Source organism: Streptomyces sp. NRRL WC-3605 (assembly GCF_001509795.1).
In the GTDB taxonomy this organism is placed as follows: domain Bacteria; phylum Actinomycetota; class Actinomycetes; order Streptomycetales; family Streptomycetaceae; genus Streptomyces; species Streptomyces viridochromogenes.
In genome coordinates this window covers 56208-68748 of sequence record NZ_LLZN01000067.1, presented here as the reverse complement: position 1 = coordinate 68748, position 12541 = coordinate 56208, and the positions used below count along the sequence as shown (strand labels likewise).

Here is a 12541-nt window from a genome sequence, read left to right as displayed (position 1 = left end):
TTGGCACCGGCAGCGGGCGCTCGCCTAAAATCTCCGCTCCTGCCCGCCTCCCCTCGCGGAGTGCCGCCGCCCGGACGGAAACCGGCCGGCTCTCTCTCGTCCACCTGCTCACAGGTCATCCGGAGGCACCCCTTTGTCCAGGCCCGTCGGCGACAGCCTCGATCCGCTCGAGCGAGAGCGCTCCCATCTGGCGTCCTCGCGTGCCGCGCTGCGCGCCATGCGCGAGGACGTCGAGTCCCTCGACATCCGCGACGTCACCGCGAACTGGGTCAACGCGGAGGTGCTGACCCGGCAGATCGACGAACGCATCAAGGCCCTGGCCGACCTCAGCGACACCCCGCTGTTCTTCGGCCGCCTCGACTATCTGCACGCCCCCGGTGCCGACGGGGCGGAGGGCGCCGAGGGCGAGCGCTTCTACATCGGGCGGCGGCATGTGCACGATGCCGAGGGCGACCCCATGGTCATCGACTGGCGTGCGCCGGTGTCCCAGCCGTTCTACCGGGCCTCGAAGAAGGACCCGATGGACATCGCGCTGCGCCGCCGCTTCGGCTACACGGGCGGCGACCTGACCGCATACGAGGACGAGCACCTCTCCGACCCGGCGGAGGCGGCGCGGACCAGCAGGCTGCTCCAGCAGGAGATCGAGCGGCCGCGCGTCGGCCCCATGCGGGACATCGTGGCGACGATCCAGCCCGAGCAGGACGAGATCGTACGGTCCGGGCTCGGCGGGACCGTGTGTGTGCAGGGCGGCCCGGGCACCGGCAAGACGGCCGTCGGCCTGCACCGGGTGGCGTATCTGCTGTACGCGCACCGGGAGCGGCTGGCCCGCACCGGCACGCTGGTGATCGGGCCGAACCGGTCCTTCCTGCACTACATCGAGCAGGTGCTGCCCGCGCTCGGCGAGCTGACGGTCCGCCAGGCCACGGTCGACGATCTCGTGGCCCACGTCGAGGTGCGCGGCACCGACGAGGCGGCGGCCGCGGTGATCAAGGGGGACGCGCGGATGGCCGAGGTGCTGCGGCGGGCGCTGTACTCGCATGTGAGCATGCCGGCCGAGGCGGTCGTCGTGGTGCGGGGGTCACGGCGGTGGCGGGTGCCGGCGTACGAGGTCGAGGAGATCGTCCGCGAGCTGCTGGACCGCGGCATCCGGTACGGCGCCGCCCGTGAGGCGCTGCCGCAGCGGATCGCGCACGCGGTGCTGGTGCAGATGGAGCGGTCGGGCGAGGCGCCGGACGACCGGGTGCAGGACGCGGTGGCCCGCAACGCGGCCGTGAAGGCTGCCGTCAAGGCGGTCTGGCCGCCGGTGGACCCGGCGAAGCTGGTGCTGCGGCTGCTGTCGGACGCGGAGTTCCTGGCGGAGCACGCGGACGGCGTACTCGACGAGGACGAGCGGCGGACGATCCTGTGGGCGAAGCCGGCGCGGTCGGTGAGGTCGGCGAAGTGGTCGGCGGCGGACGCGGTGCTGATCGACGAGGCGAGCGACCTCGTGACGCGGACGCCGTCGCTGGGACATGTGGTGCTGGACGAGGCGCAGGACCTGTCGCCGATGCAGTACCGGGCGGTGGGGCGGCGCTGCACGACCGGGTCGGCGACGGTCCTCGGCGATCTGGCGCAGGGCACGACTCCGTGGGCGACCCGCAGCTGGGAGGAGGCGCTGACGCACCTCGGCAAGCGGGACGGGGTGATCGAGGAGCTGACGGCCGGTTTCCGTGTGCCGACGGACGTGATCACGTACGCGTCGCGGCTGCTGCCGTCGATCGCGCCGGGGCTGACGCCGGTGGCGTCGATCCGTGACAACCCCGGGTTCTTCGAGATCCGTACGGTCGCGGAGGCGGCGGAGGTGGCCGCGGCGTGCGCGGAGTCGCTGCGGCACGAGGGGTCGGTCGGGCTGATCGCCGCGGACGCGCGGGTGCCGGTGCTGGCGGAGGCGCTGAAGGCGGCGGGGCTCGAGTATCTGGCGCCGGGTGAGGAGACGACCCGGCAGTCCCGGCTGACGCTGGTGCCGGCGTCGCTGGCGAAGGGCCTGGAGTACGACTACGTGGTCCTGGACGAACCGGCGGCCGTGGTGGACGGGGAGCCGGACGAGCGGGCGGGGCTGCGGCGGCTGTACGTGGCGTTGACGCGGGCGGTGTCGGGGTTGACCGTGACCCACACGGGGGCGTTGCCTGCGCAGTTGCTGTGAGTTTGGGGCGGCTACGCGGACGGGGGGTTGGCTTTGTGTGCCGGGTGCCGGCCGGTGGGGGCCGGTCGCGCAGTTCCCCGCGCCCCTAAAGAGCACCTCCCGGCGCCCCATGAAAGGCAATGCCCCGCGCCCAGCGAAAGCACCTCCCCGCGACCGGTGAAAAGCAGTGCCCGCGCCCTCAGCAGGCCCTAAAAGACCTTTGCCGGGGCGTCCAGGGCCGTTCTCCAGGTGGAGACCGCCTCTGCCGAGACCGGGCCCGTCCAGCCGTCCGGGCGGGCCGCGCCGCCGATGTGGAAGGCGTCGATGCCCGCCGCCAGGAGGTCCGGGACGTGGTCGAGGCGGAGGCCGCCGCCGACCAGGACGCGCTGTTCGTAGCCGGGCTCGCCGTCCCGTGCCGCCTCCGCGAGGAGCGTGGGCATGCCGTCGTCGACGCCGTCGGCCGACCCCGCCGTGAGGTACGTGTCCAGGCCGGGCATGCCGTCGAGCTGCTTGCGCAGGGCGTCCCGGTCGGCGGCGCGGTCGATCGCCCGGTGGAACGTCCACCGGCACCCGTCCAGCTCCGCCACGACCCGCTCCATGGCGGCGAGGTCCACGCGGCCGTCGGCGTCGAGGAAGCCGAGCACGAACTCCTCGGCGCCGGCGTCCCGCAGCTCGCGCGCCGCGCGGACGACCCGTTCGACGTCTCCGACCGCGAACCCGTCGGCCAGCCGCAGCATCACGCGCAGTTCGATGTCGACGGCCGCGCGGATTCCCGTGAACGTCCCGACCGGCGGGGTGAGCCCGTCCGCCGCCATGTCGGTGACGAGTTCGAGCCGGTCCGCACCCCCGGCCTGGGCGGCGACCGCGTCCTCGACGCCGAGGGCGATCACCTCCAGGACTGCACGCTCGCTCATGGGACCCCATTCCTCGGCATTCGACGGCGGCTACTGACGACTACAGGTCTAGTCCAATCAAAGCCTACGCCTGCCCATCCGGGGTCCCGCTCAACCCAGGGCCGGTAACGGGGTCACGCGAAGATGTTCAGCTCCGCCGGTTCCGCCCCGGCCAGCTCGTACGACGTCCCGGTCGTCGGGCGCCCCGCGTAGAGCCGTACGAGCGTGGTGGCCTGCCCGATGTAGCGCGCCGGGGGCCGGGGCGCGGCGGGGTCGCCCAGCCGCAGAGGCTCGTCGACGTCGTCGAGGTCGGCGTGGAGCGGCGCGTGCCGGCGCTCGCGGGTGAGCCACGCCAGCAGCGCCAGCGCGTCGGGCAGCCCGGCCCCGGCGTACGCCCCCGGCTCGCCCAGCGCCTCGCGCACGTCACCGGCGTGCACCCACTCGCCGAGCCCGACGCCGTCCAGGGCCCCGCCCGCCTTGGCGATCACCGGCCCCGCCTCGGTCATGGCGCGCTCCAGTTCGTCCAGGATCCGGGCGTTGCTCCATTCGCTCCGCTCGGCGATGTCGCGGTCGTTGGACGCGGGCGAGAACATGCCCTCCTCCAGCCGGTCGTCCACCACCCGGGTCAGCGCGGCCGAGCAGTGCGCCAGCACGTCCCGCACCGACCACCCCGGACAGGCGGCCGTCTGCCGAGCGAAGTCCTCGTCGGGCCGCGCCCGCAGCAGCGGGACCAGCGTGTCCCGCTCGACGGCCAGCAGCCGCCCCGGCCGCTCCGGGTCCCGTACGTCGTACACGTCTGCAGAAGTCATGGCGACCACGCTAGGGGCCGTGAGCTCCGGTGGGCAGAATGACGTCATGGCCGACCTCGACGATCTCCGCGCCCGCTGGCTGCGCACCCTGCTCGCCGCGCGCGACGACGACTCCTGCGCGATCGCGCCCGAGCCGTACGGGGACGCGCTCCTGAAGCGCTGGTCCGAGCCGCAGCGGCGCTATCACACCGTGGACCACCTGGCGGCGGTGCTGGACCACGTCGACGAGCTGGCGGAGTACGCGACGGACGTCGAGGCCGTACGGCTCGCCGCGTGGTTCCACGACGCGGTGTACCTGCCCGACCGGTCCGAGAACGAGGAGCGGTCCGCCCGGCTCGCCGAGCGGGCGCTCCCCGAGGCCGGCGTGCCCGCGGAGCGGACCGCCGAGGTGGCCCGGCTGGTGCGGCTCACCGTCACCCACGATCCGGAGCCCGGCGACCTGAACGGCGAGGTGCTGTGCGACGCCGACCTCGCGATCCTCGCCGCGCCGCCCTCGGCGTACGCCGCCTACACGGCCGCCGTCCGCGAGGAGTACCACTTCGTCCCGAACGACGCCTTCCGGGCCGGCCGCGCCGACGTGCTGCGCCAACTCCTGGCCCTGCCCGGCCTGTTCCGCACGCCGTACGGCCGGAAGAACTGGGAGGCGACCGCCCGCTACAACCTCACCTCGGAGCTGGAAATGCTGTCGCTCTGAGCCGTACGGCGCCGTAGCCTGCACGGCATGCGACACATGGGCGGGGAACGCGTGACCGAGGCCGTGGCGGATGCCGTGGCGCTGCTGCGCACGGTGGCGGACCGGGACTGGGACGGGGTGAAGGCCGGGCGGCTGGACTGGAGTTGCCGCGCCACGGCCGAGCACGTCGCCGGTGACCTCATCGCCTACGCGGGGCAGCTCGCGGGGCGGGCGCAGCGCGCCTACGTCCCCTTCGAGATCACCCTCGACGAGGGCACCGGCAACGACGGGCTGCTCGACGTCATCGAGACGACCGGTGCCCTGCTCACGGCGGCCCTGCGCACCACCCCGCCCGGGGTGCGCGCCTTCCACCCGTACCCGTTCCGCAGCGCGAACCGCGAGGGGTTCGCCGCGATGGGCGTCGCCGAGGTGCTGCTGCACACCCATGACATCGCCGTCGGGCTGGGGCTGGCCTACGAACCCCCGGCCGCGCTCCCCCGGTTCGTGCTGACGACGATCTTCCCGGAGGTCCGCCCGGACGCGGACCCCTGGCGCACCCTGCTGTGGGCCACCGGCCGCGGCGACCTGCCCGGCCGCGCCCCGGTCGACGCCTGGCGCTGGAAGAACGACCTCGTCCTCCCGTCCGAGCGGCTCACCCTCCAGGGGCTCACCCCGGCCACCGCCACCGATCTCGCCCAGGGCGGCGACGGCGGGTTCGACTGGGTCGTCGGCGGCCCCTACGAGGGGACGCGCGAGGCCGCCGGGATGCTGACGCAGGCGTACGAGGCGGGCCTGCACCGCCCCGAGTTCGGCGTGTTCGTCCTCGTGCGGCGGGAGGACGGCCTCGCGGTCGGCGGCATCGGCTTCCACGGCGCCCCGGACGAGGAGGGCCGCGCGGAGATCGGCTACGACCTGGTGGAGGGCGCCCGCGGCCGGGGCTACGCGTCGGAGGCGCTGGACGCCCTGTCCCGGTGGGCGCTGGCCCGCGACGACGTCCACAGCCTGTGCGCGACGGTCGAGGAGGGCAACGCCCCCTCCCAGCGCGTCGCCGAGCGCGCCGGGTACGTCCGCGCCGGCGCCGAGGAGGAGCGGGCGGTCCAGGACCGGCACGAGTCGGAGGGCTCGCTCCTGCTCTACGTCCGCCGGGACCCGGGCACGCCGTCCGGCCGGTGACGCATGTCCTTCTTCCGCCTGCGCAGACCGGCCCCGTACAGCAGCCGCACCACTTCGCGGCTGCTGACCTCGACCGCGCCGGCGCCGACCGCGTCGGCGTACCGGTGCGCGGGGAGGTCGTAGTGGTCCCGTTCGAACGCCCGGCGCGGGACGCCGATGCCGTCGGCGAAGCGGTGCAGTTCGTCGTAGGAGACGTCGCTGACGACGTGCGACCAGAGGCGGCCGTGGCCCGGCCAGGTGGGCGGGTCGATGTAGATCGTCACGCGGAGGGCTTCCCGGTCGCGGGCCCGAGCGAGCCGACCTGCGCGACCTTCACGCCGGCCTTGTGGCACACCCAGTGCGGGTCCGGGCCCAGCTCGGGCTCGACCTCCAGCGCGTGCGGCTCGCCGGTGCCGCACACCGGGCACAGCGGCCAGCGGCCGTGCCGGTCCAGCAGCGCGTCCTGCACGTCCTGGGCGACCAGTCCCGCCACGTACGCCGCACCCTCCGGCCACTGCTCCACCCACCAGCGCCGTTCGGCGACGGACTGCTCCACCAGGGAGACGACGTCCGACTCGGCGACCTCGTCGGCGGCCAGGTCGGCGAGCACCAGGGCGCGGGCCGTGTGCAGCGCCTGTTCGAGCGGGGTGACGGGGTCCATGCGTCTATTGTGCGCACTCTTGACCACGACCCGGCATTGAAAATACGTTTCATATGTGACCAATGACGTGAAGGAAACTTTCGGCCGCGCGCCCGCGCCCGCCGCCCTCGCGGCCAAGGTGCGCACGCTCGCCCCGTCGATGACCCGCTCCATGCAGCGCGTCGCCGAAGCGGTGGCGAACGACCCTGCGGGCTGTGCCGCCCTCACGGTCACCGGACTCGCCGAGCTCACCGGCACCAGCGAGGCCACCGTCGTCCGCACCGCCCGCCTCCTCGGCTACCCCGGCTACCGCGACCTGCGGCTCGCCCTGGCCGGCCTGGCCGCCCAGCAGGAGTCGGGCCGCGCGCCCGCCATCACCACCGACATCGCGGTGGACGACCCGATCGCCGACGTCGTCGCCAAGCTGGCCTACGACGAGCAGCAGACCCTCGCCGACACGGCGGCCGGTCTCGACACCGTCCAGCTGGGCGCGGCGGTCACCGCGGCCGCGGCGGCCCGCCGGATCGACGTGTACGGCATCGGGGCGAGCGGCCTGGTCGCCCAGGACCTCACGCAGAAGCTGCTGCGGATAGGGCTGATAGCGCACGCGCACAGCGATCCGCACCTCGCGGTGACGAACGCCGTCCAGCTGCGCGCCGGGGACGTGGCCATCGCGATCACGCACTCCGGCTCCACCGGGGACGTCATCGAGCCGCTGCGGGTCGCCTTCGAACACGGCGCCACCACGGTCGCCATCACCGGCCGGCCCGACGGCGCGGTCACGCAGTACGCCGACCACGTCCTCACCACGTCGACGGCCCGCGAGAGCGAGCTGCGCCCGGCCGCGATGTCGTCCCGCACGAGTCAGCTCCTCGTCGTGGACTGCCTGTTCGTCGGGGTGGCGCAGCGCACGTACGACACGGCGGCGCCGGCGCTGGCCGCCTCCTACGAGGCCCTGGCCCACCGGCACCGCCGCTAGGGGGTGTCTTGCCGATCAGGCCGGGCTCCCGCCGGATCGACGAGACACCCCCTGGGTCGTGTCCGCAGCACCGTCGTCGAGCAACGAAGAGAGCCGCCCGCGCATGACCTCCGCTTCCACTCCTCGTGACCTCCGCGCCGAGCTGGAGACCCTGACCACCGAGGCGTTCCGGCCCGAGTTCGCCGAGATCGACCGGCTGCCGACGCTGGACATCGCCCGGCTCATGAACGGCGAGGACGGCTCGGTGCCCACCGCCGTCGCCCGGCGCCTGCCCGAGATCGCCGCCGCCGTGGACGCCGTGGCGGAGCGGATGGCACGCGGCGGGCGCCTCGTCTACGCGGGCGCGGGCACGGCGGGCCGGCTGGGGGTGCTCGACGCCTCCGAGTGCCCGCCCACCTTCAACACCGACCCCGGTCAGGTCGTCGGCGTCATCGCGGGCGGCCCGCGGGCGGTGGTCACCTCCGTGGAGGGGGCCGAGGACTCCGCCGAGCTGGCCCGCGCCGACCTCGACGCCCTCGCGCTCACGCCGCTCGACACGGTGGTCGGCGTCTCGGCGTCCGGACGCACCCCGTACGCCGTCGGCGCGGTCGAACACGCCCGGCGGCTGGGCGCCTTGACGATCGGCCTGTCCTGCAACGCGGACAGCGCGCTGGCGGCCGCCGCCGAGCACGGCATCGAGGTCGTCGTCGGCCCGGAGCTGCTGACCGGCTCGACCCGGCTGAAGGCGGGCACCGCCCAGAAGCTGGTCCTCAACATGCTGTCGACGATCACGATGATCCGGCTCGGCAAGACGTACGGGAACCTGATGGTCGACGTCCGCGCCTCCAACGAGAAGCTGCGGGCCCGCTCCCACCGGATCGTCTCCCTCGCCACGGGCGCCGACGACGCGGCCGTGGAACGGGCCCTGACGGAGGCGGACGGCGAGGTGAAGACGGCGATCCTGGTCCTCCTCGCGGACGTCGACGGCCCCACGGCCACCGAGCTGCTCGGTGCGGCGAAGGGGCATCTGCGGGTGGCGCTGCGAGAGGCGGGCGCCTGACCTCCGCCGCGTCCCGGAGGGCTCCCCGTCCCCCACGGCCCGGCGCTCCTCTTCCGCGGAACCGTCTGGGCGGCCTTCGTCGAAGCGGTCAGGATCTGACCTAATCGGCTTCTACGGTGGGCTCATGACCGACACCACGAACACCACCGTCACGGACGAGCGCGCCGACCTGCTGGAGACGCTCGCCAAGCACCGGCACTTCCTGCGCTTCACCACGCGTGACCTGACCGACGAGCAGGCCGGCACCCGCAGCACCGCCAGCGCGCTGTGTCTGGGCGGGCTGATCAAGCACGTCGCGTCGGTGGAGCGGAGCTGGGCCGCCTTCATCGTGGAGGGGGCGTCGGCGATGCCCGACTTCTCGGCGATGACCGAGGCGGACTTCGCGAAGCGGGCCGACGAGTTCAGGATGCTGCCCGGCGAGACGCTGGCCGGTGTGCTCGCGGAGTACGAGGAGGTCGCCCGGCGCACCGACGAACTGGTCGCGAAGCTCCCGGACCTGAACGCCTCCCACCCGCTGCCGCGGGCCCCGTGGTTCGACGGGGACGCGCGCTGGTCGGCCCGCAGGGTGCTGCTGCACATCATCGCGGAGACCGCGCAGCACGCCGGTCACGCCGACATCATCCGGGAGTCCCTGGACGGTGCGAGGACGATGGGCTGACGGGAATGGCGTAAAGGGGTGGGGACTGCCCAGACTGGGGTCCATGAACCACGCCCAGATGACCGCCCTGGGCCGTGCTCTCCGTGTCCTCGGTGAGCACGGCGACGCCCTCTCCGCGGACACGCCCGACGCCAGGCTGCACGAGATGAAGGCGGATCTGCGCCGCGCGCTGGAGCTGCTGGACGAGAGCGTCGCCGGCGCCGCGCCCGCGACGCGCTGCCCGGAGCATCCGAACGGACCGGTGGACGAGAACGCGCACGACCTTTGTCTGCTCTGCGAGACCCGGCGCCGGGCCGCGCGGCGTTCGGAGTTCAACGGCCCGGACGTGCCCCGCTCCCCCGAGCGCACGGCGCCCTCCCGGTACGGGGTGCGGGGCGACCGCCCGCAGCCCCAGCAGCGCTGGCTGCCGGAGCTGTGGAACGGCCAGGAGTGGCAGTTGTGCGGCACCCCGCGCCGCGACCGCCGGGAGGCCGAGCTGTATCTCGCCGCCCAGCGGCGCGGGCCTCGCCCGGCGATGGCCTATCGGCTCGTGCACGAGTTCACCGACTACGAGGTGCTGCGGATCTGGGGCACCCCGGTGAAGGTCGACATCGAGCCGCTGGGCAACCTGTAGCGCTACTTCACCGTGGCCGGCTCGGGGGCCGACTCGGCGGCGGGCTCGCCGGGGCCGGACGCGTCCGGCTTCGGGATGAAGGACGCCACGGCGAACGCGAGCAGCGCCGCGCCGGCACCGACCGCGAGGACCACCTTGAAGGCGTTCTCGGACGGCAGGGCGTAGCCGCCGAGGTCCGTGGTCATCTGGGCGAGGATCACACCGGCGACGGCGCTCGCGGTGGAGGTGCCCAGGGAGCGCATCAGCGTGTTGAGGCTGTTGGCGGCGGCCGTCTCCGACGCGGGGACTGCACCCATGATCAGGGCCGGCATGGAACCGTAGGCGAAGCCGATGCCCATGCCGATGACGCAGGCCACCAGGACGAAGTGCCAGACCTCGGACATCAGGACGATGTTGAGGCCGTAGCCCGCGGCGACGACGAGGACGCCGATCATCAGCGTGACCTTGGGGCCCTTGGTCCGGGAGATCGCCGCCGACACGGGGGCCGTGGCCATCATGACCAGGCCGGAGGGGGCCAGGCACAGACCCGCGACCAGCATCGACCTGCCGAGGCCGTAGCCGGTCTGGGCGGGCAGCTGGAGCAGCTGCGGGAGCACCAGGCTCATCGCGAACATCGCGAAGCCCACGGCGATCGACGCCAGGTTGGTGACCAGCACCTGCCGGCGGGCCGTCGTGCGCAGGTCGACCAGCGGCTCGGCGGTGCGCAGCTCCCACCAGCCCCACACGAGCAGGATCACGACGGACGCGGTGAACAGTCCGATCGTGGTGCCGCTCCCCCAGCCCCAGTCGGCTCCCTTGGAGATGGCCAGCAGCAGGCAGACGAGCCCGGCCGCCATGCCGACGCCGCCGACGAGGTCGAAGCGCCCGCCGGTGCGCACCCGCGACTCGGGGACGAGGAGCAGTACGCAGATCAGTGCGACGACACCCATGGCCGCCGACGTCCAGAACAGGACGTGCCAGTCGAAGTTGTCGGCGATGAGGGCGGCGGCGGGCAGGCCGAGGGCACCGCCGATGCCGAGGGAGGCGCTCATCAGGGCGGTGGCGGAGCCGAGGCGCTCGGCGGGCAGCTCGTCGCGCATGATGCTGATGCCGAGCGGGATCACACCGGAGGCCAGGCCCTGGAGCACACGTCCCACCACCATGGGGACGAGCGAATCGCTGAGCCCGCACACCACGGACCCGCCGATCAGCATCACGACGCCGACGAGCAGCATCCGCCGCTTGCCGTACATGTCGCCGAGGCGACCCATGACGGGCGTGGCGACGGCGGCGGCGAGCAGCGTGGCCGTGACCGCCCAGGCCGTGTCGGAGGCGGGTGCGTCCAGCAGCTTCGGCAGTTCCGGGACGATCGGGATGACCAGGGTCTGCATCAGCGAGACGACGATGCCCGCGAAGGCCAGCACCGCGACCACGGCGTTCGCCCTCGGCGGGGAGTCACCCCCGGCCACCGCGGTGGGAGGGACAGGGGTGTGCGACATGGGGTGCCTCCGTTCGAGCGTGACCACCACGCGATGATTGACGAAGGCAACCTTAAGTCAGTTGATTGACTTACTCAAACGAACAGAAAGGGACCCCCGGCCGTGCGGCACGGGGGTCGGGGGCCCCTGAGGGCCGGGGGTCGAGGCCCTGAGGCCGGGGTCAGCTGAGGGACTTCAGCGACGCGGCGTCGTACGGCTTCAGCTCGTCGAAGCGGCCGTCGAGGACCTTCGCCGCCCACTGCGGGTCCTGCAGGAGGGCACGGCCGACGGCCACCAGGTCGTACTCCTCGCGCTCCAGCGCGTCCAGCAGGTCGTCGAAGCCCTTCGTGGCGGAGCCCTCGCCGGCGAACGCCCGGATGAAGTCGCCGTCGAGGCCGACCGAGCCGACCGTGATGGTGGGCCTGCCGGTCAGCTTCTTCGTCCAGCCCGCGAGGTTGAGGTCGGAGCCGTCGAACTCGGGGATCCAGTAGCGGCGGGTGGAGGCGTGGAAGGCGTCGGCACCGGCCGCGGCGAGCGGGGCCAGGATGGCCTCCAGCTCCTGCGGGGTCTCGGCGAGACGCGCGTCGTAGGCCTCCTGCTTCCACTGCGAGTAGCGGAAGATCACCGGGAACTCCGGGGACACCCGCTCGCGCACGGCGGCCACGATCTCCGCCGCGAAGAGCGTGCGCGCGACCGGGTCGCCGCCGTAGGCGTCGGTGCGGCGGTTGGTGCCCGCCCACAGGAACTGGTCGACGAGGTAGCCGTGGGCGCCGTGGATCTCCACACCGTCGAAGCCGATGCGCTCGGCGGCCGCGGCGGCGTCGGCGAAGGCGCCGATCACGTCGTCCAGGTCCTGCCGGGTCATCGCCCGGCCGGTGGGCTCGTCGGCGCCGATGCGCAGCCCCGAGGGCCCGACGGCCGGGGCGTCCGCGAAGGGCGGCTGGCCCTGCTCGCGGACCATGCCGATGTGCCACAGCTGCGGCACGATCGTCCCGCCCGCCGCGTGCACCTCCTCGGCGACCTTCGCCCACCCGGCCAGCTGCTCCTCGCCGTGGAACCGGGGCACCCGGTCGCTCTGCCCGGCCGACGGGTGCCCGACATAGGTGCCCTCGGTGACGATCAGGCCGACGCCGGACGCGGCCCGTCGCGCGTAGTACGACCGGACGTCCTCACCGGGGACGCCGCCGGGCGAGAACATCCGGGTCATCGGCGCCATCACGATGCGGTTCGGGACGGTGAGGCCGTTGATCACGGCCGGCCGGGACAGGATCTCGGCCGCTCGGGAGGCGGTGGGCTGGGCGAGGGTCATACGGAGGGCTCCTCGGCAGGGGTTCCGGTCGGCCGACCGGACAGTATGTGCGTATGCATTGTTGCACTACCTTAAGCACTTCCCGGTGCCCCGTGCATCCCGCTCGCCGCCTTGTCCCGCTGTGACCCCGGACACGCCGAAGGGCGGCACCTCCTGCG

General features: G+C 73.4%; 13 protein-coding genes. 7 read left to right on the top strand and 6 right to left on the bottom strand.

Translation table 11 applies throughout. The features are described 5' to 3' along the window. Nucleotides 1-133 precede the first annotated feature (133 nt). Complete coding sequence (locus ADL34_RS22360; RefSeq protein WP_062669025.1) at nucleotides 134-2182, top strand: HelD family protein; 2049 nt, start codon at nucleotides 134-136, stop codon at nucleotides 2180-2182. 188 nt (nucleotides 2183-2370) lie between these two features. On the opposite strand, the gene ADL34_RS22355 is transcribed toward ADL34_RS22360, so the two are convergent. Further along, the gene (locus tag ADL34_RS22355) at nucleotides 2371-3075 is read right to left on the bottom strand and encodes a copper homeostasis protein CutC (RefSeq protein ID WP_062669026.1); all 705 of its coding nucleotides are present in this window, start codon (nucleotides 3073-3075) and stop codon (nucleotides 2371-2373) included. Nucleotides 3076-3188: 113 nt separating this feature from the next. Continuing rightward, nucleotides 3189-3863 (bottom strand): maleylpyruvate isomerase family mycothiol-dependent enzyme, encoded by a 675-nt coding sequence (locus ADL34_RS22350; RefSeq protein WP_062669101.1) that lies wholly within the window; start codon nucleotides 3861-3863, stop codon nucleotides 3189-3191. A gap of 46 nt (nucleotides 3864-3909) precedes the next feature. On the opposite strand from ADL34_RS22350, the gene ADL34_RS22345 reads away from it, so the two are divergent. Together ADL34_RS22345 and ADL34_RS22340 are read left to right on the top strand one after the other, a co-directional pair. Next, nucleotides 3910-4557, top strand: coding sequence for a hypothetical protein (locus tag ADL34_RS22345; protein ID WP_062669027.1), 648 nt, complete (start codon nucleotides 3910-3912; stop codon nucleotides 4555-4557). A 27-nt stretch (nucleotides 4558-4584) separates the two neighbouring features. Beyond that, nucleotides 4585-5709: a GNAT family N-acetyltransferase gene (locus tag ADL34_RS22340; RefSeq protein ID WP_234375076.1), complete on the top strand. Its 1125-nt coding sequence runs from the start codon at nucleotides 4585-4587 to the stop codon at nucleotides 5707-5709. Here the strand turns inward: ADL34_RS22340 and ADL34_RS22335 are convergent. Together ADL34_RS22335 and ADL34_RS22330 are read right to left on the bottom strand one after the other, a co-directional pair. Continuing rightward, nucleotides 5670-5972 carry a DUF4031 domain-containing protein gene (locus ADL34_RS22335; RefSeq protein ID WP_062669029.1) on the bottom strand — a complete coding sequence of 101 codons (303 nt, stop codon included), beginning with the start codon at nucleotides 5970-5972 and terminating at the stop codon, nucleotides 5670-5672. The genes ADL34_RS22340 and ADL34_RS22335 overlap by 40 nt on opposite strands. Next, a complete protein-coding gene (locus tag ADL34_RS22330) occupies nucleotides 5969-6349 on the bottom strand; it encodes a hypothetical protein (protein ID WP_062669030.1) in 381 nt (126 codons plus the stop codon). Before ADL34_RS22330 ends, ADL34_RS22335 begins: the two co-directional genes overlap by 4 nt. 55 nt (nucleotides 6350-6404) lie before the next feature. Between ADL34_RS22330 and ADL34_RS22325 the strand changes: the two genes are divergently transcribed. From ADL34_RS22325 to ADL34_RS22310, 4 genes are all read left to right on the top strand, one after another. Then, nucleotides 6405-7307: a MurR/RpiR family transcriptional regulator gene (locus tag ADL34_RS22325; protein ID WP_062669031.1), complete on the top strand. Its 903-nt coding sequence runs from the start codon at nucleotides 6405-6407 to the stop codon at nucleotides 7305-7307. A gap of 103 nt (nucleotides 7308-7410) precedes the next feature. Beyond that, nucleotides 7411-8346 carry an N-acetylmuramic acid 6-phosphate etherase gene (murQ, locus tag ADL34_RS22320; RefSeq protein ID WP_062669032.1) on the top strand — a complete coding sequence of 312 codons (936 nt, stop codon included), beginning with the start codon at nucleotides 7411-7413 and terminating at the stop codon, nucleotides 8344-8346. Between the two features lie 124 nt (nucleotides 8347-8470). Beyond that, the gene (locus tag ADL34_RS22315; RefSeq protein ID WP_062669033.1) at nucleotides 8471-9004 is read left to right on the top strand and encodes a DinB family protein; all 534 of its coding nucleotides are present in this window, start codon (nucleotides 8471-8473) and stop codon (nucleotides 9002-9004) included. A gap of 43 nt (nucleotides 9005-9047) precedes the next feature. Beyond that, on the top strand, nucleotides 9048-9617 hold the full coding sequence (locus ADL34_RS22310; protein WP_062669034.1) for a hypothetical protein: 570 nt from the start codon (nucleotides 9048-9050) through the stop codon (nucleotides 9615-9617). A 2-nt stretch (nucleotides 9618-9619) separates the two neighbouring features. Here ADL34_RS22310 and ADL34_RS22305 read toward each other — a convergent pair whose 3' ends face one another. After that, complete coding sequence (locus ADL34_RS22305; RefSeq protein ID WP_062669035.1) at nucleotides 9620-11095, bottom strand: MFS transporter; 1476 nt, start codon at nucleotides 11093-11095, stop codon at nucleotides 9620-9622. A 160-nt stretch (nucleotides 11096-11255) separates the two neighbouring features. Continuing rightward, complete coding sequence (locus ADL34_RS22300) at nucleotides 11256-12383, bottom strand: NADH:flavin oxidoreductase (RefSeq protein WP_062669036.1); 1128 nt, start codon at nucleotides 12381-12383, stop codon at nucleotides 11256-11258. Nucleotides 12384-12541: the final 158 nt, after the last annotated feature.